The organism is Heyndrickxia sp. FW510-T9, assembly GCF_058781025.1.
The window spans coordinates 1-26,356 of record NZ_JBYSWK010000026.1 but is presented as its reverse complement, the minus strand read 5'-3'; the positions used below and the strand labels follow the sequence as shown (position 1 = coordinate 26,356).

Genomic DNA, 26,356 nt, shown 5'->3' with positions numbered 1-26,356 from the left:
ATGTCGTCCACCGTTGTTTTAGTTTGAGATTGAGTTTCAAAAACAATTCACTGTTGTGCAATATTCATTGTCAATATTGCTACCATTAAAATGCATTGCAGAAATTGAAAATTTGATATTGTAACAAACTCTGTTTTTGGGAGAAGCATCAACTTGATAACTTTTTTCCCTGTATAAAAATATGCAACAAAAATTGTTTTGACTAATAAGCTGCAATCGATCCGTCCGTTCTCGACTCTGTTCCACCCATCAGTACTCCTGTTTCAGGATTACGCCAAATCACTTGACCACGGCCGAATCCACCGCCATCTGTTGCGATTTGTATTTGATGTCCTTTCCGAGTTAAAGCTTGGGCGATATGATTTGGAAAATAGGATTCCACTTGAATCTTTTTCCCTTCTATCCATTGCCATCTCGGTGCATCCAGTGCTGCTTGCGGATTCAAATGAAAATCAATTGTATTCATAATCACCTGGAAATGTCCTTGTGGCTGCATATAGCCACCCATGACACCAAATGGGCCAACTGCATGATCGTCCTTCGTTAAAAAGCCAGGAATAATCGTGTGATATGTTTTCTTTCCAGGCTTCAACGCATTCGGATGTTCCGGATCCAGTGAGAAATCAGCCCCACGGTTTTGCAAAGCAATTCCGGTGTCAGGCACTACGATTCCTGACCCAAAGCCCATGTAGTTGCTTTGTATGAACGAGACCATGTTCCCTTCCCCATCAGCCGCAGCTAAGTATACCGTTCCCCCACTAGGAGGTGTATATGGTTCAGGGGTGATAGCTTCTTCCCCAATAAGATTGCGGCGCCCTGCTGCATATTCTTCTGATAAGAGATGATCCACTTCCACTCGCATGTGAGCAATATCCGAAATATGTGCCTTTCCATCAGTAAATGCAAGTTTCATCGCTTCAATTTGCTTATGATACGTATTAACCGACTCTTTTTCGGTATACTCAAAACCGCTCGCAATGTTGAGTGCCATTAATGCGACTAACCCTTGCCCATTAGGTGGGATTTCCCAAACATTGTATCCACGATAATTTGTTGAAATCGGTTCAACCCATTCGGCACGATATGCTGCTAAATCTTCTTTCGCTAAAAATCCATTATGCTTCCCGACATAATCAGCGATTTTTTCCGCAAGTGGTCCACGATAAAAGCTTTCTGCATTCGTTTCTGCTATTTCACGTAATGTACTTGCGTGACCTGGCGAACGCCAAATTTCCCCAATTTCTGGAGCCCTTCCATCTGGAGCAAACGTTTCAAACCATGCCTGGAATTCTTCCCCTGTCGTGTTTTGTTTGTAAAAGCGATAAGCATGTTTCCAATACTTACCTAAAATTGGCGTTAAAGGATACCCATCCTCCGCATAACGAATAGCTGGTTCCAGAACCTCTTTTAACGAAAGTCGGCCAAATTTCTTTGACAGCTCCGCCCAGCCGGATGGAGTTCCAGGAACGGTGATTGGCACCACACCGTGAACTGGCATTTTTTCATACCCGCGTTCACGTAATGCTTCAATAGAAATCGATTTCGGTGAAGGACCACTGGCATTTAGACCATGGAGTTTCCCTTCTGTCCAAACAAGGGCAAAGCAATCAGATCCGATTCCGTTGGAGGTGGGTTCTACAACAGTTAACGCTGCAGCAGTTGCAATCGCCGCATCAATGGCATTTCCACCTTTGCGGAGGATCTCAAGACCTGCTTGTGATGCCAATGGCTGTGAAGTGGCAACCATGCCATTTCTCGCAAAAACAGTATTTCGCGTTGATGGATATGGTTGATATAAATGATCAAGATTCATGATTTTACACCCCTTTAATTTTCGTTTGTAAATAAAAAACGCAATTTCATTTAACAAACGTAATCTATATCTATGATTATAGTAAAAAATCATCTTTATGACCACTATTTTTCTACAACTTTCTTAATCTCTTATAAACAATTTTCCTGATTTACTTCATGACTCGTACAATTTTGCAAAAATTTTAGGCTTCTAATTTAATTTTATTGCTGTACTGGACGAATTTTCATGAGAAACGGTGCGGTTTTATTAGAACAGCCCGATTTTGGGTAACAACGGCACGATTTTGCATTTGAATGGACCGATTTCGTATTTGAATAGACCGAAAACGGGTAACAATGGACCGAATTAGGTATTTAGACCTAAAAACATCTCTTAAATTTACTTCAAATCCAAATGCCTACAGTTACTACAGCTTCAATCCATTCCTGCTCTTAAATCTCCTCAATAAAATATTGCTTTCCACTCTCGTGATCCCTTCTAAATTGTACAGTTCATTGTTTATAAAATGTTCAAGCGCTGAAAAATCATCCACCAACACATGCATATGCAGTGTACTCGGACCAGTCATTTGATAGCAGCTTGCAACACAAGGATTGTCCGCTAATTTTTGAGCAACCTCCACTAAAAAGGATGGCTCACAATCGACTTCGAAAAAAGCCGAAACGTGCTTTCCGATTTTTTCCGAATTGATCACAACGGAAAATTTTTCAATCACACCATTATTTATCAAGTGATGAACACGCTCACGCACAGCCACACGTGATAAATTTAATTGCTTGCCGATATCGGCATACGATAATCGCCCATTTTCTGTTAAAATCTGGATTATTTTACGATCAGTTTCATCTATTTTCATTTTCGCACCTCATATATACATCTTTTTTTGCTTTTGGAAATTATAAAATTTCACACTGTGGATTACCTTTCATAAAAATTGTCTACGTCTAGCGCAAGCAGCTATCGGCTAGCGGATTTCTACGCCTCCTGCCTGAGGCTGAGTAAAAATTTCAAATTTCACTCATCCGTACGCCGATGAACAAAGCGCTTACGCATTTGTTCTATTATATCGTAACCAATCCTCAAAAAAATCCGCAACCACTTGGTTACGGATTTTATTATCTTATTTTGTCTCAATTAAACCGTATTTCCCATCTTTCCGACGGTATACGATATTCGTCTGATTGCTATCTGAATCGGTGTAAACAAAGAAATTATGACCGAGAAGATTCATTTGTAAAACCGCTTCCTCACTATCCATCGGCTTTAAATCAAATTGCTTAGTACGAACAACCTCTAAATCATATTCATTTTCTTCTTCTTCCACTTGCACACTGGAAAGAACATTAGATGCAAAAAATTCTCTTTGGTTCCCTTGTTCACGGAATTTTCTATTTACTTTCGTTTTATGTTTTCGTATTTGTCTTTCCAATTTATCCGTAATTAAATCAATAGCAGCATACATGTCCTCATTTACTTCCTCAGCTCTTAACACAAGCTGTGGCATAGGGATGGTCACCTCTACCTTTGAAGACTTGCCTTGATACACCTTCAAATTAACATGAACATTGGTATCAGGCACCTCGTTAAAATAACGCTCCAACTTACCAACTTTCTTTTCCACGTATTCCCGTATTGCTGGAGTTACCTCAATGTTTTCGCCACGAATGTTGTAGTTCATCATATGGAATCCTCCTATTTTGGCTGTGTCACCTGTAAGCCAAGGCTTGTCTTTCCAAGACCTGCGGAACACATTACCTTTTTTTAATGCTATGATTATATATTTCTATTATACACGTCTTTATTCCTGCTTAAACCTAAAAAGATTTTTGTCGAATTTTTTCGGAAATATAATAAATTGTCGAAAACTCAACTAACACACTAGGACAATGTCCCAAAATTATTTTCCCTAATAAGGCATACACCCATACCACCCACCCATCATTATCATATCCTTTAATGAAAATGCTTATAAAAAAATGAGGAGGAAAAAATATGCATCCTAATTTTTTACAAGGATATGGTGTACCGGTGGAAGATGAAAGAATATGGGGTAGACCTGGTTTTGGCTTTGGTAGACCTGGTTTTGGCTTTGGTAGACCTGGATTCGGTTGGGGACGACCTGGATTTGGCTTTGGAAGGCCATTTGGATTTGGTTTTGGAGCACCATTTATTGGCGGATTAGCAACTGGTGCCTTATTGGGAACTGCACTCGGTGGACCGTATGGTTATGGTTATGGTTATGGTTATCCGCCATATGGATATCCTTATGGATACCCAGGAATGTTGTGGTAGAAATAAGTGCAAAAGAGGCTTTTTATAAGCCTCTTTAATCATCAAAAACATTACTCAAATTAATGAATGCTTTACGTATTTTATGTATGAAACATTATATCAAGTTACCAGTCAAATCAAGATCCACAATTGCCTCATTTTTTTCAATACGTTCCTTAATTTCAGCAATCCAATGCTGAAGTCGTTCTGTACGTTCCTCAGCAGGTACTTTTTTACTAAACACAGAATATAAATCAACATCCCTTAGCTTTAAAAACAATGGAATCGATTGGATACACTCTTCGGAAAGTTCATTTTCCTCACGATATCCTTCCAGAAAGGCTTGCATGAACTCTCTTGCAAATTCATTGCGCTCCTCTCTTGTACCATATAAATGCTTACTAATGAGAGAATAATAAAGCGGAATGGCAATATCCGACGCAAAAAAGTGATAGCTTGCATCATCAAAATCGAAAATATGGATCGACTCCCCATCATAGAAAAAGTTTCCAGAATGAATATCTGTATGGATAAGTCCATAAGAGTCTTTCGTTTTTGGCAATTTCGCGATTTCTGCTACGACATTACGAGCTGCTTTCAAGGCTTCCTGGTCAGACTCAGGATAGTAATATTCTAAACGCAATAAATCGTTTTCATCCCATTGATAACGTGGTTGAATGTTCTCTCCTGGTTGATAGTTTTTTGTAAAATGATGCATTTTTCCAATCACTTTTCCCCAAATACGGTAAAGCTTTGTATCAAAATCAACTAGCTTCACAGGATTTCCCGGTGCTTTTTCAAACAAAGAGGCATAGAAAACGGAATCCTCTGCCTGAAATGCCTCCACGGTATTCCCGTTCGGAGAAAGAAAAACCGCTGGAATACTAATTCCACAACCATGCAAATATTGAATCCAATCCAGCTCCGATTCTAATTCCTTTTGCGTACGATGTGAACTATGCGTAATCCGTAATATTTTCGCTTCTTCCTCTTGATAAACTTCAAAAGCATAATTTTCAAAATCACCAAGCTTTTTAAAGTCAGAGTCTAGATGATATGTACTCAAGATTTTATTCATGATTTCAGAGGTGAATTGTTTTTCTACTGAATGTTCCAAGTTTGTTTCCCCCAATGTTCGTAGTGATAGCCAAATTATATATATTTGACAAAGGCTGGGGTTTAACCTGCTTGGAAAAGTGAATTTTTACTGAGGAGGAATTGGTTCAGGACTATAATCGTGGACTAAATATAGATGTAGGTTTGAAGGTTTAAGTAGAGATTATTTATTTCTCCATAAAGGGCGGTTTTACTCCACCCTTATTTTGAAAAGTATTCTGGGAAATCCTTTTGATACATTCTGAAGAGACTGTAATATTGAATCCCACGAGTCAGCTCCAAAGCATTTTTCGCATGCTCCAATGCTCTTTCAAGATTCTCTTGTTTTTTCTCTAAATCAACGGACAATGCTTCTACCATCCAAGGCTTGAGAGGCCGTTTTAGCAGTTTTTTTGCCTCTTCCAAATCGTTCTTTTCGATTGCAATGGCAGTTTCATAATAATTTTTCAAAACGACCTTTTGAATTCCGTCTACAAATTTTTGTGCTTCCTTCGGATTTCCATTGTAAAGCGCATATAAGGTTTGAATAAACGCTTGATACGTCTTTCCTCGAGGTCTTTTTTGCATTTTCGTAAAAGCTTCTTCTACAAATGAATCGTTTTTATTAGCGACTCCATACATAAATTGATAATATGGATACCTCTGTCGCTTCACTATAAATTTTTCGAGCTTGTCGATGTTTTTTGATCGATATAATGAATAGAAGGTCGGGTAAAGTAAAATGGCAAAAACAACGATATATACTATGATTAAATTTAGTGTTCCTGAAATATTAAAGAAACCTAAAAGAAATTCAATAAATAAAGCTATAATGAATGCCAGAATTATACGCATCATTGCTGCTCCTTTATCTCTGTATGTTTAATTTGGTTAGTATTTGAATGTTTTCAAAAAACGCTGTGATTAGCATAAATACAAATTTCAGGGCATTTTTCGTTTCATTCATTTTGCAGTTAGAATTAACATGAAAGTTAAAAAAGCTTTAATTTCCACAATGTTTATTTTTCTCTACTACATCTGCAGCTTGTATGACCGTACTTAATATATTCGTTGCTCCTTGGCGATCTGCTGTATATAACGCTCGGATATAAGCACTACTGTCTTTATTCACCACATAATTAGGCGGTAATTTATTCAGTGAGATTGCAATAATATCTTCCTGACAACGCTCACATGTACAAGATAGGTGCAAATGATCCATATTTTCATTCAATACATTTTTCACGATTTCTTCCATTACATTTAAAATAGCCATTTGTGTTCCTCCAGTGTTTTCACTGTGATTGTTCTTACAGTTACTGAAATTATAATTGAGGATATAGGAATTGTATATATGAAAAAAATCACCTTTTTGGCAGGTGATTTTTTATTTTTAGTTTCGTTTGTCATAAAAGAAGCCATCTGTTTGCAAATTTTCATATGGATTAATATATCTTTTCATCGATGTTTTCTTCTTTGTTACACCATTCATAGCTTTTTGAATGTCTTGTTTTACTTTCAATAACAAACGATCTAATTCATGTTGCTGTTCGATTAACTTTTTGCCCACCAAAGCCTCCTGTTCAGAAAAAGGCGGCTTGATCAGCGGTAGAAGTTGCTCTCTTTTAGAGAGCAACTCTTGCATATTTTCGATTGTTTTATCACGATTTTCCATTGTTCCTTGTTTTAACACCTTGATTAATTCTTCAGTAAGTAAATAACAGGCTTGGATTGCATTCATCATGCTTGACCGCCTGTTGTGCCGAATTGTTGTTGGCGATTTAGTTGGATTACTTGCTTCCAAGTGTCACGGAATTCTGTAATAATCCCTTCTACCTCATCTAAAATGGAAGAATCATTATTAATATTTGCTTCTATTAATCTACGATTAGCATAGTCGTATATTGCCAGCATGTTTTTCCCAACTTCTGAATCTGTTTTCAGAGTGACCATTAATTCCTTAACTATATTTTGTGCTTTCTGGATATTCGTATTTTTTTCTTCTATCTTTTTTTCTTGGATAGCAGTTTTAGCTTGATGTATAAATTTTATACATCCATTATATAACATTAACGTTAGCTCACCAGGAGACGCCGTAGTAACTGCATTATTTTGATAAGCCTGATATGGGTTATTCAATGCCATATTCGTCGATCCACTCTTTCCTTATTGGCCGCCGCCGAAGTATTGTTGTAAAAAGGATGCTTGCTGATTATTCTTTTGGATTGCCTGCTCCATAGCTGAAAATTGGGAATAATAACGATCTTCAATTTTACTAAGTTTATCATTGAAGGCATTAATTTGATTGTTCACATCATCCAAGCTTAATCCAATAGCAAATTGTTTATTTGTTGAATAGGATTTACCAGCCTTATCGTTAAGTGAATTAATGGTATTCGTTACATTATCATATAGACGCTGTGCAATCCCTTGAGAAGCTACTGTATCGCCAGTCCCACGGAACAAATTCTCGACAGAAGTTGGATCTGCTTCAATCGCCTGTTTCAGCTTCGCTTCATCGATTTCCAGCTTTCCACCTTGAGTATAATCTGCTGAAGTTTTGATTCCTATACTTGCCAACTGATTAAAAGCGGATGCCACATTAGGATTTTGAACGGATTGGTAAAAGGACGTTCGCATTTGCGTCAGAGCACTTGAAAGGGTAGAATCCCCTCTTAAAAGCCCACTTCTCGCTAATGCTTCCCATTGTTCTTGTTGCTTATCGGAAAGCTGTTCCTTTTGATCATCCGTTAATGGCGTATAATTGCGATCTCGATCTTCGTTCAGTTTACCTTGAACTTGGTCAAGTAACTTGTTATATTGATCCACGAACGCTTTAATATTATTAAATATTTGATCTGTATCATTTTTTACGGTTATCGTAACTGGTGGATCAGTTGCTTTAGATGTTTGTTTTAAGGTAAAAGTAACTCCATTCATATCAAAGGTGTTTGAAGTTCTTTGTGTTTGAAGACCATTGATTTCGAAAATGGCGTTTTCTCCACCTTTTTCATTTGCAGAACCAAAGCTAAGTAAGTTGTTAATAAAATCTCCGTTAGTAATAATTTCATCGTCGCTTGAATTTCGAAAGTTTCCCGTTTCTGTTCGAGTCATTGTCATATGGTCTGAATATGAATCATAAATCATCGATACACCAACATTGGAGTTGTTTACTTGATTAAATACTGATTGCAAAGAATCAGATCCTTGGATAAAAAAGTTTTGATTCATATCCCCTTTGGATGTAGAGGTTTGTATATTGAAAGTTGAATAATATTGTGTATAGTTCAGCTTTACATCAAAAGTTGTGTCTGGATCTCCTGCATCATTTGCCTTCTGTTTCAATTGGTCATTGAAAGCTTGATTAAATGTAATCTTACCTGTAATAGTATCTATTGTTCCGATAGATGTAGATGTATCTGTTGAACCTTTTTCAACAATTTGTGTAACATTATCCTTATCAGTCATTAGCACATAGTCTTTATTATTTACATTCAAAGTAAAATGATCTTGATCAATAGCGCCACGACTTAATTGGAAACCAGTTGTATTAGAAGTTATCGTTTGTGTTTCATTTTTTGAACTACCGATATAATCAACTTTGATGGAGCTACCACTACTAATGTTGGATTTAAAGGTCAAAGTACCTTGTCCACCATCTTGGGAAAACATTACCTCATTATCTGCTAAGTCATCAGGATTTGTTTTATTAGAAACTATATAGGTTTTCCCATTTACCGTAATATTCATTGGGCTATCAGTTACAACATTAGCACCCTTTAAATCAAATGTCACAGTAGACGAGTCCTTGTCAGTTTTGACAGTAGTAGATTCAATTACTCCATCATTTTTCCATGTGCTTCCCCAAACAGTCGATGTACCATTAATAGTATCCGACTGTCCAAAGGAATCTTTTTGTGTAATCAAGCTTTGATTTATATCTACTTTATTTTTAGAATCCTTAGACACTCCATTAGTATTGATTTTATTTGCCGCCGTTGCAAGCTGTTGAATATTCGCTATCGAATATGAGGATAAACCAGCAACACTGGTAGCAGTAGCTGTTACTACACTTTCATTCGATGATACTGTGCTACGAGCCCGATATTGGGAAGTTAACTTCATATTCGTCAGCGTAGTCCGAAAATCAAAAAAAGCAGCATTTAATGTACGATAATCATCACGTTGCCATTCAAGTACTTGTTTTTTTTGTTTGAGCTTATCTAAAGGAATTCTTTCCGCATTCATAAGCTGCTTGACCATGGAATCAATATCCAAGCCACTTGCAAGTCCAACTATTCTTTGTACCATGAATAATTCACTCCTTTAAATCTTCTTATCTACTAAAATACCTAAATGTCTTTCCATCTCAGCAAAAATATCTAGCATTCTTTTTGAAGGTATTTCTTTCACGACTTCTTGTGTTTTATCATCAACAATCGTTACATAATACTCATTTAATTTATCATGTAATTCAAATTTTAAATGGGTGTTAGAAGCTTGTACAAATTGATTCATTCCGTCTACTACTTGTTCAAGATGCTCTCTTGAAAATTGATGTTGTTCATTTTTATCTGGATTATGTTGAACTGGTTCAGTTGACTTAACTTTGATGGTATCCATTTGAACCGAGTTGGATGGATTCATAGATGCAGAAGTTTGTCCCCCAGCGATTCGGTCGATCATATCCTTCGCTCCTTTTAGAGTTTTATCTATCTTTATTATCGGATATAGTTTGGAAATGTTTATAGAAATCGTCAAATTCAAGATTTTCAAGGAAAAGGAAGTGATTATTATAGAAGATTAAACATTGAAGAATATCATGCGTTAGAATACTAAATTATTCCTTAAACAAGCTGATTCTTCATTTATACAAAAATAACCTCGTTCTAAATAAGAACAAGGTATAAAACGAAAGTGTATAAGAACTCCTCGTAATCGTTTATAGATTTATTCTGTCTCTTTGCTTTCACTCTTTCTAGACTGTTGCATAACTGCAGTTTTGATTATCTTCACAATTTTATATCGATATTACTTCCCAAATATGGTTGAGCAGCATGTTGGATGGCAATTGCATTAGACGTACTCATTAACCTTTGAATAGGCTCACCTTATTGTTCTACATTTCCAATAGCATTCTCATAATGGACATTGATGGATGCTGATGGACTTATCCTTGACTTAATGCTATTGACATTAATGCGATATCCACGAATACACCATCTTTCTCCTCCTAATGGACAACAAAGTTTCTCTGCTTTTCCAACAAATGAACTTCCATTTTCAACTCATTTAATTGATTATTCAACTGATCAATTTCTAACGCAGTAAGTTCATTATCGAGAGCGTATTGAGCTATTTTTTTCATTTCACTCAGTTTCATTTCTATCTTTTCTAAAATACAATTTTGTTTTTTACACCACTCAAGCTGTTGTTCAAGAAACTGATTTTTTTCTTGTTCTTCTTTATTCATTAGTTCCTCCTGTCAAACAACATTTCTATTAATAAATATGAAAAGAGACCCTAGTAAAACTAGAGTCCCTTTCATATCTAACATTAACGAAGAAGTTGAAGAACTCCTTGTGGTTGTTGGTTCGCTTGCTTTGCGACTATGTCTTTCGATCATAGAATAGACTATATCTTCACCCTATAATTTTAGGGGCTGGGCACTTCGAACAAATTTACTGTCCTACGAGATTCATAGTCATAGTTTGCACCTTAGACCGTGTTCTCTAGTCGTTGAACCTTCTCCACCCTTTCGAGACAGGAGCTTGGCTGCTGATTATCCATTGTATCATCTTCATCATTTTTAGACCATCACGTTGATCGTTTCCAATTACGTTGTGGTTGATAAAGCTTTAGGAAGTTCCAGCAATTCACCCAGTGATACTCTAGCTCGTTACCAAGCTAGACGCCCTTTAATCATTATCTCAAGAGTTGTAAAACTCCTTGAGGCATCTGATTAGATTGAGCCAACATTGCTTGTGCTGCTTGAGAAAGAATTGAATTCTTTGTTTGGTTCATCATTTCTTTCGCCATATCTACGTCGCGAATACGTGATTCTGCAGCTGTTAAGTTTTCAGAAGAAGTGCTTAAGTTATTGATTGTGTGTTCTAAACGGTTTTGGTTAGCACCAAGTTTAGAACGTTCTGCTGAAACTTGATCAATTGCTGATTGGATTTTAGTAATTGCATTTGCAGCATTTGTTGCAGTAGATACATCTAATGCAGATTCAGTTCCAGTAGAATCAGTACCGTTACTTACATCTGTTGATTTAGTATAACTTGCATCAGTTCCAGTTAAACCAAGAGCACTTGCTCTCATATCATTAATATCTATTGTCATTGATTGGCTTTCATTTGCACCAATTTGAAGACTAGCAGTAAAGTTTCCAGTAGTGTTTGTTTGAATAGATACTTTTGGCGCTGCTGCATTTGATTCATTTCCAGTAGTTTGTGTGAATGTTATTTTATTACCACTAACTGCTGTTGTGTAGTCGCCATCACCATCAATTTTTGTTTTTAAAGAAGCTAGATCTTTAAAATCACCAGATCCATCAGAATTAAAAGTGTAAGTTTTGGTACCAATGGATAATATTTGACCATCTTTAAGCTTAGAGGTATCTAATGTAAATTCAAATTTACCTGCAACTGCTGTTACTCCAGTTACACCAGCTTTATCAACTGTCGTTGAAACTGCGGCACCGCTAACATCCTTTACTGCAGGACCAGTAGTATCATTAGCTGCTGTAGCTTGTGTTAGAGTTATTGTCCCACCAGTATTCGCTGCAGTGTAAGTTCCACTAATTGCAGTTGCTAGAGAATCTGCGTCCTTGAAACCAGCAGTTCCAGTACTATCATAAGTATAATCTGTTCCACCAATGTTTACCGTATCACCATCGTTAAGAGTTCCCAAATCAGAATACTTAAAAGAAAATTCTCCTTTTACTGCAGTTACTTCAGCTTTTCCAGCTGTAATGGAGTTAACTGCAACATCTTCTTTACCGCCATTTAATAATTTCTTAGTGTTAAATTCAGTAGTGTTACCAATACGATTAACTTCAGATGTAAGTTGGTTAATTTCTTTTTGAATTTCTCCACGATCGGAATCAGTGTTTGTATCATTACCAGCTTGAACAGCAAGTTCGCGCATACGTTGAAGAATGTCATGTGTTTCGTTAAGAGCACCTTCAGCAGTTTGAATCATAGAAATACCATCTTGAGCATTTCGGTTAGCTTGGTCTAAACCACGGATTTGACCACGCATTTTTTCAGAAATTGCTAGACCTGCTGCATCGTCACCTGCACGGTTGATACGAAGTCCAGATGATAATTTTTCCATTGACTTAGCTTGAGCTGTTGAAGCAGTGTTTAGTTTGTTTAAAGTGTTTAACGCTGCTAAATTGTGATTAATTTGCATTTATTTTTCCTCCTTGAATGTTCGGTTCACATCCTTGTGAACACTTGGATATTAGGGATAAATGAAAGCCGGCCGGTATTTCATTTATCTCTTACACAGTTTATATCGACAGAATTCGAGGAGGTTTAATAGTTTTTTGATATTTTTTTAATCTTTTTTTGACGGAGTTAAGATTCCAAATAAGTTCTTTATTTCCTTGGTAGCTTCCGTATTTTCATTTTGAATGTCAATATAGATTTCTTTTCGGTGAATTTCAATATTCTTAGGGGCATTTATAGCAATCTTTACTTGATCTCCTTTAATAGCGGAGACGGTAATTTCAATGTCTTCACCAATTTGAATGGATTCCCCTTTCTTTCGTGTAAGGACAAGCATTTATTTCACCCCTTTTAAATTGAAAAGTGGATGTTTGGTTGTATAGGAAGAATCATTTAAGATAAGTTGCTTTGCTTTATTATTTTGTTGATTGAAGACTACTGGTGCTTGAAGATTAGCTGTCGTTTTTTCAAATGGCTCTTGAACGGTTAGGATGACAAATGCTTTAACATCTTCTTCTTTGTGCAGCCCCAATTGTTCCAATGAATGCTCATCAATAGAAAATTCATAGGATTGAAAAAAAGAAAATGGATTGGCAATGACAAAGGCCACTTCTGCTGTTTGAACAGATTGGAGGATGGAGAAAACATCATTTTCAGGTAAACTTAATAGGATAAATTCCTTTTCATCAGGAAATCCCGGAATGCCATTTGCAAACTGCCAAATTTCTTCTGTATTTATATCCTTCGATCCATGATATTTTGTTTGTATTTTCATGATTCCTCACTCCTAAATTTCTTGCTCATAATTAATTCCAACATACTTCAAATTGGCAAAGTCAATGTTTAATTCTTGATGTTGTTTTAGTGAGACATCTACCGTTCCAGGTTTATAATCTATAATAGGTTTTCTTACCTTTGTATTATTAATTGGATATTTGAGATCCCATTGGATATCCAGTTTTGTTGGTTCAAAATGCTCTTTCACACTTCCTGCAGTTGGTATGTAACCTATATTGAAATCGTACTGAGGTTTTTCACTATTCCGTTTAGCAATAGTAGCTATAGGATTACCCTTATTCTCTATTCTCATGAGTTCGTTGCCTTCCTCCGCTCTCCTTGCAACTCCTTCCAGCCAATCTCGGTGACCAAATCCAGCAACATCACGCCACCTCTGTGAAATAGGTTTTAAGTCCATGTCAGCCCAAGCTTGAGATTGATCGATTGTCAACTTTGCGGGAGTTCGATCAATATGAAGCTCAGCTGGTGGCTGCTGAATATCTAAATCTGGACCGGGCTGTTCAATAGATTGTTGGGCTGGGGTGGTGTTGATTTGAATTTGTGCGTTTGTTGATTGCAATCGTATTTGCGGAAAGTTCATCTATATCACCTCTATGAAAAGAAGCTATCCATAGTGAATAGCTCCTACCTTAAAAAGTCTAGTAATGTTGGTTGAATAATTCGCGCTCCGATACCTAAAGCAGCACGTTGGACGCTTTCTTGATTCACGAGATCGGTAATGACTTTATCCATATCGACATCTTCATTATCCGACATCATTTTCGTTGCACTAACCTCTTGTTGACCAATACGATCTTCCATCAAATCAACACGGTTACTCCGTGCCCCAATTGTTGCACGCTCATTTACAATTTTATCGATATGGGCATCTAGTGTACTTAAATATTTATTAAGATCAGTTGGATTTTCAGAGTTCAAATCATTTTCTAGAGATGTTAGATCATCAAAAAATTGTTTTGAAAATATGCTGTTTGAATCGCTGTTAACTTGAATATAAACCCCTTTGGATAACTCAATTTTCACTGGATTTGTGTTGGTTGAAACTTGGATTGGACTTTGCGTTAAATCAACAGGTTTATTTGTAGTATCTGTACCGTTAAAAATATATTTATTGCCAACCTTTGTATTTGCAATATCAGCTAAATGATCCCTAAGCTGGCTAACTTCTTTAGCGATATTTGCTCGTTGATCATCTGTTAATGTTCCGTTTACCGCTTCAGTTGTTATTTCGCGAATCCTTTGCATCGCTTGTGTTGCCTCATCTAAGGCTGAATCTGAGCTATCTATCCAGTTATGTGCTTCAGAGAAGTTTCGTTTGTATTGCTCTACTTCTTGTAGATTCGTTCGGTAGCCAATCCCTTTCATAGCAATAACTGGATCATCTGAAGGCCGTGTAATTTTTTTTTGGCTAGCAATTTGATCTTGAATCTTCCCCATTTTTTCATAGCTTGTATTTAAGTTATTCAAAAAATTATTGGACAACATAGATTGTGTCACACGCATTGTCATTTCTAACCACCTACCTATCTTCCACCGGTTCCAAGACCGTTAATAATTTTATCGAGCATTTCATCTACAATCGTTATGTTTCGTGCTGAAGCATTATAAGCTTGTTGAAACTTTATCATGTTAATCATTTCTTCGTCTAAGGATACAGAGCTGACGGATTGGCGATTTTGATCGACAGATTGTAGTAATGTATAGCTATTAGTCGTTAATCGGTTCGCTTGTTGTGCATCCACTCCAAGCTTTCCGATAATACTTTGATAATTAGTATTTATTGAACCTGTTTTAAAAGGCAGGCCGTCAAATGTTATTGTTTGCGGGTTATTTGCATCAAAGCCTTCTAAAGTGAATGGCTTGGAAAAATCAATACTAGAAACATTCGATAGATTAATAGCATTTGTGCCGTTACCTGCATTATTTGCTGCGGTGGAAGCGGCAATGTCTTTATTAGATAGTTTTCCCATTTCAATTAAACTTGCTGCACCTTTGTAACCATCTGTAATAGCAGTTAAGTCAAAGAAGTCTTCACCTTGCTGTCCATCCAATGTAAATCCTTTGCTGTGAACTTGATTAAAAACGGACCCAAAGCTAAATGCTAGCTTATCTAATTGGTCTAACATATCCGGGTAAGTCCCTTTGATATTACCATTTGCATCTTTATATCCGAAGCTTTCTGATAATCCCTTTAGTTTCCCTTGCGACAAGTCTGCAACATTTATTTCTACTCCATTTATTACAAATGCTTCAATAGCATCTCCAGAGGTTTGATCAAGTACACCATCGCCATTACTATCTGATCCACCTTTTATGTTAAAGCTATTGTATTTAGAGCCATGGACTAGATCAATCTCCGTACCATCTGAGTTTACCATTTTTATATTATATATTCCCTCAGCTATTGGAGAGGAGTTTCCACCGCTTTTGACAGGTTCAATTCTTACGTTTACATAGGAAGATAGCTGATCTACTAAACGATCACGCTCATCATATAAATCATTTGGCAAGTAACCATTTGGTTCAACAGCTGCTATTTGTTTATTAACTTCACTTATTTGCTTTAAAATCGAATTGACATCTTTAATAGATACACTAATTTGATCGCCAATATTTTGCTTTATGCTTGAAAGGGACTGACTTAAGTAATGAAAAGTTTCCGTAACCGCTAGTCCACGTTGTAATACAACTGAACGCGCCCCATCATTTTCCGGGTCCACACTCAAATCCTGCAATGATTGCCAAAATTGACCAAGTGTTGCAGCTAAGCCAGAATCGCTTGGCTCATTCATAATATCTTCCATTTTGGATAAGGAATCCGCCTTTGAGCTCCAATAACCAAGCTGACTATTTTGGCTACGGTATTGAGAGTCTAGAAACGATTCTCGAACACGTTGAACAGATCCGGCTTGTACACCCGTTCCCATTTGCCCAGGTATTTGCGGACGATTCAATCCTACAGGCGGAAAGGGTTCCGTTGCTTCAAAGTTAATCCTTTGTCTCGAATATCCTGGTGTATTGGCATTTGATATATTTTGCCCTGTGACGAATAATGCATTTTGCTGCGTGTTCATGCCGCGTTTCGCCGTTTCCAGGCCGAAGAATGTTGAAGTCATGTGTAAACCTCCATTAGCTTATTTTGATCATTATTATGCCTTCGAATCAAATGCAGTAAAGGAAGGCTTTTGGGGAGCATTTGGTTTATTTGGTCTTCCGTATGTGTATGACTCAGGTTTTGGTTGAATCATGTCGAGTGTAGTGTTGACATATTGTAATGATAGATAAAGTAACGATTGATTTAGTTCGTTTTGTTCTTTTAACTTTTCTATCATATCGATAATTTTAGTTTGTAAGGATGATAGCTTATTTTTCAGTTCTAATGGTGCTGCTTCTATACAGTCGGAAATAGTTACATCCTCGTTAGTATGTAAAAATTCCTTTGCTACCCTTTGACGTTCTACTTCCAACGTATTAATAGCTGCAATATGTGTTTGTTCATCTTTTAACAATTGCTGGAGGCACTCCATGTCGTTTTCCTTTATAATTGTTGTTTTTTCTATTGCAAGTTTATATAGGCTTTCATGTAGCATGTACAATTTTTCGAGAACAACTAGTAATGGCTCAGACATGAAGGTACCTCCTTTCTATTTTCCAAAGTAAAATTTCGAAATGCCCTTCGCAACGGACTGAGGATCCACCTTATATTGACCATTTTCTACTTGGATTTTTATTTGCTCCACTTTCTTTTGTCTATCTTTTTCAATGCTGGATACTTGTTGCATTTCCTTTGCTGTTGCCGAAATTTCTACTTTATCGTTTTGCTTCGTTAGATTTTTCTGTTGACTCATTTTATTCATTTGCTGTTTATATGGATTAATACCGGATGTATTGTAATTATTAATTTTCATTGTCTACGCTCCTTTCGACCGAACGTATTTCTTCTCTTTTTATTATATCGGATGATTTCACGAATGTTTTATAGTTTATTTTTACTATTTACGAAGGTATGTTTGATGCCTAGTGTTTTCGACTTTTAGCTTTTCTGTTTCTTCAAATTGTGTTAATTCTTTTTTTATTTCAGTGGCACATGTTCTACAAAGTGTGCCTTCTTTTATGAGTGTCCCACATTTACTGCATGGATATCCTAAGTTTGGAAAATGTGTAGCATGTAGTCTGCCTTTTTTTACCCAACTATAGATTAACTCCTCCTCGACTTCGGTTGCTTCCACAATCGTTGTAATAGTTGCCGCTCTGTTTTCACGTTTTCTTAAAAATTTTGATACTATATCATATTTTTTCTCATCTTCTTTATAGCAATTTTCGCAAACATCACGAAGATTATTTTTCACAAATATACTGCCGCATTTAGGACAATTTTCTATACCCGCCATTTGGTCTTCCTCCTGCTATTACATGTTTCTCTATACATTATATCGGTTGATTTTTCAAATTGTTTATCCTCTTGCAACTGTAAATGAAACGACAGATTTTGCGCCTGCATTTACTAGCGTTTTTGCAGCATGCCGGATAGTTGAACCGGTTGTATAGATGTCATCAATAAGCAGAATTGATTTTCCTTGCATGGGTTCCACAGCTTGAAAAACATTTTCTATATGGATTCGTTCATGGCGAGATTTTTTTGACTGTTTTTCGGTGTGAATACGAGTAAGTGCATTATACGGGAGGTGGCCAGCTTCCACAATAAGTGCTTCCGCTTGGCTGAAGCCCCTTTCTTGAAGTCGTTCTACACTTAGTGGAATCGGAACAATATAATCATGCTTTGTTGATTTGATTATTTTGTGGATATCGTGTGCAAAGATTTTCGCTAAAACATAGTCTCCTCGAAATTTGAATCGGGATAATAAATCCTTAAAAAAATCATTATATTCATAAACAGAGATATTTTTTTCTAAAATCCCGTTCCATTCCGCATCCTCCTCCCAGCGAATACAATCTATACAAGTATTCTGTTGAACATATTCATTGGAAAGCTTAGTGAGTGGTCGGTTACATTTTTCACATGTTTTCCCAGAAATTTTTGTTAGCTTTTTTTTGCAGTCTAAACAGAGATATTCCTCTTTATATGTAAATGAGAAAAAGTTCCACGAAATCCTTGGGACTAAGCAGACAGAACAGAGAAGGCAGTAATCAGCCATCAATTAGCCCCCTTTTCTTTGCTTTTCGATTCATTTGGATAATGTGTTTATGCGCCTTGATCATTTCTTGCGATTGTCCATGGTGGAAAAATGTAATAGCTCCACTTGGGAAATCTGCACTTCTTCCTACCCGACCAGAAATTTGAACGAGGGCAGCTTCGGTAAAAATTCGATCCTCCGCTCCTACTACTGCGACATCAATGTTTGGAAAGGTAACACCGCGCTCTAATATAGTAGTGGTTAATAAGATTGGAATTTCCTTAGCACGCATTTTTTCTACTTTTTCTTTCCTCTTTGGGTCTTCGGCATGAACATAATCGATGTTTGGATGGAGCTTTTGGAACAGAGGTGCCGCTATTTCCATAAGTTTAATATTTGGTAAAAAAACGAGGGCGTGCTTCCTTGCTAGGAGGCGGTCGGAAACCCATTTTTCGACAACTCTTGGGAGTTTGCCTTTTTCAATTGGTTTTCGCCAATTCCCGCACCATTTAAATGTCGGCACTGGGAGAGGATGCCTGTGGAAGCGCGCTGGGATGGTGACATGATTACGTTTCCCTGATAGGCATTCTTGCTGCCATTTACTGTTTGGCGTGGCAGTTAAGTGGATTTTGGCAGAAGAATTTCGCGCTGCATTTTCCACTGCCCATTGTAAGGTTTGATCCATCGTATACGGAAAGGCATCGACTTCATCGATAATAATGACGTCGAAGGCATGTTCAAAACGGAATAACTGGTGGGTGGTAGAGATGACAAGCTGAGCGTATTGGTGGCGATCTTCGCTTCCCCCATACAAAGCGGAGATTGTGGTGAAAGGGAATACCTTTCGGAAACGTGGGGCTAGCTCAAGGACGACATCGGTTCTTGGTGTGGCTATACAGACACGATGCCCGATTCTTAGTGCTTCGCTTATTCCGGCGAATAGCACCTCTGTTTTTCCAGCACCACATACTGCCCATACTAGAAGGTCGGATTGGGATTGAATAGTTTTTACAACAGCAACTGAAGCATGCTGCTGGCCATCTGATAGTTGTCCTTCCCATTGTAGAGGATTATCGTGAAGGAGTATATCTGGATCTTGTCCGTTCCATCCAAGTAACGGGGTACAGGTGGAGACCCTCCCCATCATGATGCAATTTCGACAGTACGTGCAGTTTACTTTACAGAGTGCACATGGATAGGTGGCAAACAGATTCTGGTTAGTGTTTCCGCATCTGGAGCACTTCCATTGGTTCTTATTCTTTATGATTCCGTCTTGGTAGGTAATATGTGTTTGGTTGTTTTTTAGTAGAGTGGGAGGAATTTCGCTTTGTAGTAGTTTGCGGCCAGCAAGGTAGGTTTGTAGTTCGATTGACAATATTGGGATCACTCCTTTTATAAAAATGGCTTGTTAATGATTATTGTAGATTTTCTGCCTTATGTGTACACATAAGGCTGTATAAATGCCAACAATACTATTTAAAAATATAAGCCACTCCTAAATGGAATGGCGTACTTTGTGCTATTTTAACATCCACGCCAATCCCATTGCCCCGTCCCCTATATGCGTGGCAATTACAGGACCAAAATAGCTGATGGAAAAATCAACATTTGGGAATCGTTGTTCCAATTTATTTTTCCATTCATTCGCTTCTTCTTCACGGTTTGCATGAATAATGGATGCTTTCAGTGGGATTCCTTTTGCTGCATCCTCCCCAAGCAATTCAACCATTCGATTCATTGCTTTTTTTCTTGTTCGGATTTTTTCAAATGGAACGATTCTCATGTCGACAAAATGGAGCACCGGCTTGACTTTTAACAGACCCCCGATAATAGCTTGGGCGCTTGACAAACGGCCCCCACGGTGGAGATGGGAAAGGTCATCTGCCATGAAATAAGCTCGTGTAGATTCTTTTAACTCGTCCAATCTGTGGAGAATTTCCTCAGGTGTTCTTCCTTCAAGTGCCAGCTTTGCCGCATCGATTGCATAAAATCCTTGGGGCATACAGCTAATTTCAGAATCATATGGATAAACTTTGACACCATCGACCATAGTGCTGGCAGTCACGGCTCCCTGGTATGTCCCACTAATGCCACTCGCTAAGTGAATACTAATGATAATATCATGGTCTTTTGCTAAGCTTTCATAAAGCTCTATGAATTTACCCGTTGGTGGTTGAGAGGAGGTTGGAAGCTGATCTAAATGCTTCACTTCTTCGAAAAATTGCTCCGCAAATAAGTCTATTTCTTCTTCATATATTTCCCCTTTCATGATGACACTAAGTGGAATCATATGAATGTTCAGTTCTTCTCTAATTTCTTTTGGAATATATGCAGTACTGTCTGTGACAATGGCAGTTTTCATATTCACTCATCCTTATTACTTGTTTAATTACCATAATATAAAAGATTATCCAATAAATCTATAGTAATATTGATGAGGAATAGTAGATTCGTGGTGGATTTATTGTATGAAGTTGTTATTTTGTAGGTTGTTCCTGTTGAGACTTATGACTATTGCTTTTTTCGTAGAATAAAGCCTCTTGAATTCTCTCGACCTTATTTATTTTCCGTTCAAGTTCACCTTGCTTATCATAAAGAAGATCCATGTCATATTTTAGGTTTGTAGTAGTGTTATCAAGTGCATCAAGTCTGTGATATACGTTTCGAAAACCTGTTTCCATTTCCATTCTCATACCTTTTACTTCGGTTTCGAGACCATCGAATCTCTTATCCATACCATCAAATCTTTTATCAATTGCGTCGAATTTCTTGTTTATTTCTCCCAATAATGACATTATTTCTTTTAATCCATTTTCCATATCTTTTCACCTCCTTGCATACTATTTTAGATTACTATTCCCGTTAAAGTCTAGTCCATATAATTGGTTTTTCCTAGCAAATAAATACTAAAAATAGAGAAATCTCCTAAAGAAAAAAGCAAAAACAGGCGGATCCCCCCGCCTGTTTCTATTATTTTTCTACAACTGCATGTCCGCCAAATTCATTTCGCAGTGCTGCAACGACTTTACCTGTGAATGTATCATCTTCTAGTGAACGATATCTCATCATCAGGGACAACGCAATAATTGGTGCCGCAGCCTGGAAGTCAAGTGCTGCTTCAACAGTCCATTTACCTTCTCCAGATGAATGCATAACACCTTTGATTTTATCAAGCTTCGCATCCTTCGAGAAGGCATTTTCCATTAATTCCATTAGCCATGATCGGATTACCGAGCCATTGTTCCAAACGGTAGATACTTTTTCGTAGTCATAGTCAAATGGACTTTTTTCCAAGATTTCAAAGCCTTCAGCAATTGCCGCCATCATCCCGTATTCAATCCCGTTATGTACCATTTTCAAGAAATGACCGCTGCCTGCTTTTCCAGTGTAAAGATAGCCTTTTTCAACAGAGATATCTTTAAATACGTTTTCGACTTGGGCGAATGCCTCCTGGTCTCCTCCTATCATCGTACATGCTCCATGACGTGCACCTTCTACACCGCCGCTTGTTCCACAATCAAGGAAGTAAACGCCTTTTTCTTTACAAGTATCATAACGTCGTAGAGAATCCTTATAATGAGCATTTCCACCGTCAATGACGATATCATTTTCATCTAATAATGGTAAAAGTTCCTGGAATACTTGTTCCGTAATGTCTCCTGCTGGAACCATAAGCCAAAGTTTGCGAGGGCGATCAAGCTTAGCAACTAATTCTTTTAGTGTTGTTGCACCATCTGCACCTTCATTAGAAATATTATGAACCGCTTCTTTATTTACATCGTATGCACTTACTTGATATCCTTTTTCCATTAGGTTTAAGGAAAGCTGATACCCCATTTTCCCTAGTCCAATCATACCGATTTGCATTTTTGTTACCACCCTTCAAACCTTTTTTACAATAACTTCATTATAGAAGAAATAAATTTTCACGCAACTATTTTAGCCGTTGTGTAGTTGTCTTTATGAGATTTACTCTTACTTTGTTTCCATCGCCATGATGGATGTCAGTTTCCATTTTCCTTCTTCCTTATGATAAGTATTAACTTGACGGCTTTTCCTAACGGCCTTTTCACCATGTGCGACAACCGTCGTTTTTAATTCCATATAGACATTAGCATCATTAGTTTTATACCCAATAATAGAGATCTTTGTTGGGGCCAATTTTATATCCATAGTGTCAAAAGCCTTTTTTGTATAAGCTTTTTCCTCCTCATATTTAAATGAGGTTGGATGTTTCGAAATGGTCGCCATATAGGCGTCTAAATTTTTCTCATTAAAGGCTTTTACATATTGGTTAGTGACAGCTAGTAATGCTTTTTTCTCTGCGGCGGGAATTCCTTTAGCTTCAGTTAAAGATTGTATCTTTGTATCAGTAGTGATGTTTTTATTGGAAGCTTTATTTTCATTAATATTAGATGTCTTCTTAACTGCCTGGTTGTCATTGTTGCTGCACGCTGCTAATAAAAGAACGCTTATGAAAACAAGGCCGATTAATTTATTCCACTTCATTGTGATGAATACCTCCTATGGGTCAATACCTTCATTCTATTGATTTTAGGCAGTTCATACAAATAGTAAACTCGGATAGGCGAAATATTGCTGAGCTTTTGTTAACACATTGTGAATTTTTCTTGAATTTTTACAAGACTTAGGAAATTACCTCAAGGAGTACTGGATTTGCACGAACTTTGTTTGCAACTGCACGAAGCTAGTAGTAAGCCTCACAAAACTATCTTCGATCTGCACGAAATGTACGGTGAACTGCACGAATTAGGTATAAATACCTGCATTTCCCACAAAACAAACAAGGATGCCGAAGCACAAAAAAAAATGCACCTGCCCCCCCTCAGAAGGCAAATGCATCTTTAATGTCTACGCCGAGCAAAATCCACAAATTTAAATTTGTCGAGACGATGGCGTGACTCCGTGTACTGAAAAAGACTCGTATCCTCTAAGTAAACATAGTTTTTGACAACGACAACATGCTCGTAGTTTTTTAAATCTAAGTATTTTCGGTCTTCTGAGGTAGGTTCTTCAACCGAAATCTCTTTTTTGGCAAAGCTAATGTTAAGGCCAAGTGCACCTTCAAAATATTCGTAAATGGATTCCTCGCAAATTTCCTTCGTTAAAGTCGGCACTGTTTTTTTTAGAATAAAATCCTTATCCAAAATAATCCGCTCATTCTCCAATTCCCGAGCACGAACAAGCTTCCAAACGCTATCTTTACTAGAAATATGCAGTTGCTTTTGAATAAAATCATCAGGCTTCATTTCATCCAACTCATAGACAAACGTTCGCCAAGGCTTTCCGGTTTTTTGAGCGATTTCCTTAAAGCTTACGAGACCGGAAACAGGAAAATCAAAGCGATCAACATCTAGGACAAATGAGCCTTTTCCTTTTATTTTTTGAATATAGCCATTTTGTGAAAGCAAATTTAACGCCTTACGAACCGTCTCGCGCGATGTTTCATATTTTTCGACTAGTTCATTTTCGGATAATAGTTTCGCATTAGGCTTTAGCTTCCCTGCTTGGATTTGTTCGACAATTTCTTCGTATATCGATAAAAACTTATTTTCCCTCATGCCTTAGAATCCTTTCAACATATCGTTTTTATTATTTTACCGATATTTTATTACGTCTACAATTTTTTCAAGGACTCATTTCTCGCATTTATATACGGACAACCTTTTTTGTGAGTTAAACATAAGTAAACTTTATAAGAAAAGATGCAGAAAAACTAAGCCCGTTTAGAATTTATAACAAATGATGAAAAGCAATATTCAATGCGAAAACAACCTTTTCAAATGAAAGACGATTGATTCATAAGGTCGTAAGGTAATGGTTTGAAAAACATTCTTTGTATCACAATAGTTTGAAATTAGAACCTCGCTCGAAAAAGCGGATAACTCTAGTGGACAGTTAAACTGAGTTTCTTTGTCGTAAAAATTATTAACTACCAATAATTTTTCGTTTTCACCATTTCTGATATAAGCAAAAATTTCTGGATGGTCTCCTAAAATTAATTCATAATCGCCATCTGTAATGATGTCATACTCTTTCCGAAGCTTAATTAATTTTTGATAATGGTAAAAAACAGAACTATGATTCTGTAAGGCATTTTCAACATTTAGAATCTGATAATTAGGTGCTACCTTTATCCATGGCTCTCCGGTAGTAAAACCAGCATTTTTATTAGAGTTCCATTGAACAGGTGTGCGCGAATTATCTCGGGATTTTTGCTGTAAAATCTTTAGTACTTCCTCTTCGCTTAAGCCTCGTTCCAACAAGAGACGATACATATTGAGCGATTCAACATCACGATAATCGTCGATTGATTCAAAATATGGATTCGTCATCCCGATTTCTTCCCCTTGATAAATATAAGGGGTTCCCTGCATCATATGAATAGTGGTCGCAAGCATTTTTGCGGATTCCACTAAGTATTTGCCATCATTTCCATATCGGCTAACTACACGTGGTTGGTCATGATTACACCAGAATAATGCATTCCAACCTCCACCCTTATTCATCTCAACTTGCCATACTGATAAAATCCTTTTTAAGGACAAAAAATCGAAAGCAGATTTCGTCCATTTTTCACCGTTCGCATAATCTACTTTTAAATGATGAAAATTGAAAGTCATACTTAATTCTTTTTCCGCTGGATTTGTGTATTTTATACAATTGTCGATTGTAGTGGAGGACATTTCCCCAACCGTCATAGAATCGTATTTGGAGAAAACTTCCCGGTTCACTTCCTTCAGAAATTCGTGAACCCTAGGACCATCAGTGTAAAATTTGCGTCCGTCCCCTGTTTCATCATCAAGAAATCGTTGATCCTTTGAAATCACATTAATGACATCTAAACGAAAGCCGTCCACACCTTTTTGAAACCAGAAGTGCATCATTTCATATACTTTTTGGCGAAGCTCTGTGTTTTCCCAGTTCAAATCGGCTTGCGACACATCATATAAGTGCAAATAATATTGTCCCGTTTTTTCATCCAACTCCCATGCAGAACCTCCGAATTTTGATTCCCAATTCGTTGGTTCACTGCCATCAGACTTTCCATCCTTCCAAATATAAAAATCACGATATGGATTGTCTTTAGAAGAGCGAGCCTGCTTGAACAATTCATGCTCTGTTGAAGTGTGATTCACTACAATATCCATAATGATTTTCATATCACGCTGATGAGCTTCTTGTAAAAGCTGCTCAAAGTCTTCCATCGTACCAAATTCATCGTAAATTTTATAATAATCACTTATATCATAACCGTTATCACGTTGTGGGGATTGATAAATAGGAGTCAGCCATATCACATCAATGCCAAGCTTTTTTAAATAATCAAGCTTCTCGGTTACTCCCCGAATATCACCAACACCATTCCCAGAAGTATCATAAAAACTTCTCGGATATATTTGATATACTGCTGCTTTTTTCCACCAAAGATGTGTCATCTTATATCACCACTTTATATTTTTTGTTTTTTTGCAATCTCCATTGGGTTCGTTGTTTACTTGTTCGGCATTTCATCTTAGTTTTTCAGCATTCTTCTCGTGGTTCCGCGTTTTCACGTAAAAGTTCCGCGGTTTCCGGTGTTTGTTCCGCGTTTCGCCCTAGTTTTTCAGCAATCTTCCCGTAGTTCCGCGTTTTTACGAAAAAGTTCCGCGGTTTCCGGTGTTTGTTCCACGTTTCACCTTAGTTTTTCAGCAATCTTCTCGTGGTTCCGCGGTTCCACGAAAAAGTTCCGCGGTTTCCCTTGTTTGTTCCGCGTTTCTCGT

The 26,356-nt window shown here is 37.2% G+C and carries 29 protein-coding genes; 1 reads left to right on the top strand and 28 read right to left on the bottom strand.

Annotation, left to right across the window (positions count from 1 at the left end):
- Positions 1–202: 202 nt before the first annotated feature.
- The 3 genes from AC3WJF_RS13955 to hpf all read right to left on the bottom strand — a co-directional run bounded on the left by AC3WJF_RS13955 (position 203) and on the right by hpf (position 3,497).
- The gene (locus AC3WJF_RS13955; RefSeq protein WP_492453167.1) at positions 203–1,813 is read right to left on the bottom strand and encodes a gamma-glutamyltransferase family protein; all 1,611 of its coding nucleotides are present in this window, start codon (positions 1,811–1,813) and stop codon (positions 203–205) included.
- Positions 1,814–2,222: 409 nt separating this feature from the next.
- Positions 2,223–2,672 carry an Lrp/AsnC family transcriptional regulator gene (locus AC3WJF_RS13950; RefSeq protein WP_492453165.1) on the bottom strand — a complete coding sequence of 150 codons (450 nt, stop codon included), beginning with the start codon at positions 2,670–2,672 and terminating at the stop codon, positions 2,223–2,225.
- A 264-nt stretch (positions 2,673–2,936) separates the two neighbouring features.
- On the bottom strand, positions 2,937–3,497 hold the full coding sequence (hpf, locus tag AC3WJF_RS13945; RefSeq protein WP_492453163.1) for a ribosome hibernation-promoting factor, HPF/YfiA family: 561 nt from the start codon (positions 3,495–3,497) through the stop codon (positions 2,937–2,939).
- Between the two features lie 311 nt (positions 3,498–3,808).
- On the opposite strand from hpf, the gene ymaG reads away from it, so the two are divergent.
- Entirely contained in the window at positions 3,809–4,108 is a 300-nt protein-coding gene (gene ymaG / locus AC3WJF_RS13940; RefSeq protein WP_492453161.1) for an inner spore coat protein YmaG, read from the top strand.
- A 94-nt stretch (positions 4,109–4,202) separates the two neighbouring features.
- Here ymaG and AC3WJF_RS13935 read toward each other — a convergent pair whose 3' ends face one another.
- The 25 genes from AC3WJF_RS13935 to treC all read right to left on the bottom strand — a co-directional run bounded on the left by AC3WJF_RS13935 (position 4,203) and on the right by treC (position 26,032).
- Positions 4,203–5,204 (bottom strand): phosphotransferase enzyme family protein, encoded by a 1,002-nt coding sequence (locus AC3WJF_RS13935; protein ID WP_492453159.1) that lies wholly within the window; start codon positions 5,202–5,204, stop codon positions 4,203–4,205.
- A 200-nt stretch (positions 5,205–5,404) separates the two neighbouring features.
- On the bottom strand, positions 5,405–6,040 hold the full coding sequence (locus tag AC3WJF_RS13930) for a hypothetical protein (protein WP_492453157.1): 636 nt from the start codon (positions 6,038–6,040) through the stop codon (positions 5,405–5,407).
- 145 nt (positions 6,041–6,185) lie between these two features.
- Entirely contained in the window at positions 6,186–6,458 is a 273-nt protein-coding gene (locus tag AC3WJF_RS13925; RefSeq protein WP_492453155.1) for a late competence development ComFB family protein, read from the bottom strand.
- A gap of 117 nt (positions 6,459–6,575) precedes the next feature.
- Entirely contained in the window at positions 6,576–6,926 is a 351-nt protein-coding gene (fliT, locus tag AC3WJF_RS13920; protein ID WP_492453154.1) for a flagellar protein FliT, read from the bottom strand.
- Entirely contained in the window at positions 6,923–7,327 is a 405-nt protein-coding gene (gene fliS / locus AC3WJF_RS13915; protein ID WP_492453152.1) for a flagellar export chaperone FliS, read from the bottom strand. The genes fliT and fliS overlap by 4 nt, the downstream gene beginning before the upstream one ends.
- 21 nt (positions 7,328–7,348) lie before the next feature.
- Complete coding sequence (gene fliD / locus AC3WJF_RS13910; protein WP_492453150.1) at positions 7,349–9,493, bottom strand: flagellar filament capping protein FliD; 2,145 nt, start codon at positions 9,491–9,493, stop codon at positions 7,349–7,351.
- A gap of 15 nt (positions 9,494–9,508) precedes the next feature.
- On the bottom strand, positions 9,509–9,868 hold the full coding sequence (gene flaG, locus AC3WJF_RS13905) for a flagellar protein FlaG (protein WP_492453148.1): 360 nt from the start codon (positions 9,866–9,868) through the stop codon (positions 9,509–9,511).
- A 547-nt stretch (positions 9,869–10,415) separates the two neighbouring features.
- The gene (locus AC3WJF_RS13900) at positions 10,416–10,655 is read right to left on the bottom strand and encodes a hypothetical protein (protein WP_492453146.1); all 240 of its coding nucleotides are present in this window, start codon (positions 10,653–10,655) and stop codon (positions 10,416–10,418) included.
- A gap of 452 nt (positions 10,656–11,107) precedes the next feature.
- Positions 11,108–12,601, bottom strand: a complete 1,494-nt coding sequence (locus AC3WJF_RS13895) for a flagellin N-terminal helical domain-containing protein (protein WP_492453145.1) — start codon at positions 12,599–12,601, stop codon at positions 11,108–11,110.
- A 147-nt stretch (positions 12,602–12,748) separates the two neighbouring features.
- Positions 12,749–12,976 (bottom strand): carbon storage regulator CsrA, encoded by a 228-nt coding sequence (csrA, locus tag AC3WJF_RS13890; protein WP_492453143.1) that lies wholly within the window; start codon positions 12,974–12,976, stop codon positions 12,749–12,751.
- Positions 12,977–13,414, bottom strand: coding sequence for a flagellar assembly protein FliW (gene fliW, locus AC3WJF_RS13885; protein ID WP_492453141.1), 438 nt, complete (start codon positions 13,412–13,414; stop codon positions 12,977–12,979).
- A gap of 12 nt (positions 13,415–13,426) precedes the next feature.
- Complete coding sequence (locus AC3WJF_RS13880) at positions 13,427–14,017, bottom strand: DUF6470 family protein (RefSeq protein WP_492453139.1); 591 nt, start codon at positions 14,015–14,017, stop codon at positions 13,427–13,429.
- 44 nt (positions 14,018–14,061) lie between these two features.
- Positions 14,062–14,940, bottom strand: coding sequence for a flagellar hook-associated protein FlgL (gene flgL / locus AC3WJF_RS13875; RefSeq protein ID WP_492453217.1), 879 nt, complete (start codon positions 14,938–14,940; stop codon positions 14,062–14,064).
- A gap of 20 nt (positions 14,941–14,960) precedes the next feature.
- On the bottom strand, positions 14,961–16,553 hold the full coding sequence (gene flgK / locus AC3WJF_RS13870) for a flagellar hook-associated protein FlgK (protein WP_492453137.1): 1,593 nt from the start codon (positions 16,551–16,553) through the stop codon (positions 14,961–14,963).
- Between the two features lie 33 nt (positions 16,554–16,586).
- Entirely contained in the window at positions 16,587–17,066 is a 480-nt protein-coding gene (locus AC3WJF_RS13865) for a flagellar protein FlgN (RefSeq protein ID WP_492453135.1), read from the bottom strand.
- A 15-nt stretch (positions 17,067–17,081) separates the two neighbouring features.
- Complete coding sequence (flgM, locus tag AC3WJF_RS13860) at positions 17,082–17,345, bottom strand: flagellar biosynthesis anti-sigma factor FlgM (RefSeq protein WP_492453133.1); 264 nt, start codon at positions 17,343–17,345, stop codon at positions 17,082–17,084.
- Between the two features lie 84 nt (positions 17,346–17,429).
- Positions 17,430–17,828: a TIGR03826 family flagellar region protein gene (locus AC3WJF_RS13855; protein WP_492453131.1), complete on the bottom strand. Its 399-nt coding sequence runs from the start codon at positions 17,826–17,828 to the stop codon at positions 17,430–17,432.
- 63 nt (positions 17,829–17,891) lie between these two features.
- Positions 17,892–18,593, bottom strand: a complete 702-nt coding sequence (locus tag AC3WJF_RS13850) for a ComF family protein (protein ID WP_492453129.1) — start codon at positions 18,591–18,593, stop codon at positions 17,892–17,894.
- A complete protein-coding gene (locus tag AC3WJF_RS13845) occupies positions 18,586–19,947 on the bottom strand; it encodes an ATP-dependent helicase ComFA (protein WP_492453127.1) in 1,362 nt (453 codons plus the stop codon). Before AC3WJF_RS13845 ends, AC3WJF_RS13850 begins: the two co-directional genes overlap by 8 nt.
- 144 nt (positions 19,948–20,091) lie before the next feature.
- Positions 20,092–20,934, bottom strand: a complete 843-nt coding sequence (locus AC3WJF_RS13840) for a DegV family protein (protein ID WP_492453125.1) — start codon at positions 20,932–20,934, stop codon at positions 20,092–20,094.
- A gap of 115 nt (positions 20,935–21,049) precedes the next feature.
- Positions 21,050–21,391, bottom strand: a complete 342-nt coding sequence (locus AC3WJF_RS13835) for a hypothetical protein (protein ID WP_492453123.1) — start codon at positions 21,389–21,391, stop codon at positions 21,050–21,052.
- Positions 21,392–21,542: 151 nt separating this feature from the next.
- Positions 21,543–22,439 carry a phosphogluconate dehydrogenase (NAD(+)-dependent, decarboxylating) gene (gnd, locus tag AC3WJF_RS13830; RefSeq protein WP_492453122.1) on the bottom strand — a complete coding sequence of 299 codons (897 nt, stop codon included), beginning with the start codon at positions 22,437–22,439 and terminating at the stop codon, positions 21,543–21,545.
- 108 nt (positions 22,440–22,547) lie between these two features.
- Positions 22,548–23,081, bottom strand: coding sequence for a nuclear transport factor 2 family protein (locus AC3WJF_RS13825; protein ID WP_492453120.1), 534 nt, complete (start codon positions 23,079–23,081; stop codon positions 22,548–22,550).
- Between the two features lie 356 nt (positions 23,082–23,437).
- Positions 23,438–24,154, bottom strand: coding sequence for a trehalose operon repressor (gene treR / locus AC3WJF_RS13820; protein WP_492453118.1), 717 nt, complete (start codon positions 24,152–24,154; stop codon positions 23,438–23,440).
- A gap of 198 nt (positions 24,155–24,352) precedes the next feature.
- Positions 24,353–26,032, bottom strand: a complete 1,680-nt coding sequence (gene treC, locus AC3WJF_RS13815; RefSeq protein WP_492453116.1) for an alpha,alpha-phosphotrehalase — start codon at positions 26,030–26,032, stop codon at positions 24,353–24,355.
- Between the last annotated feature and the right edge of the window lie 324 nt (positions 26,033–26,356).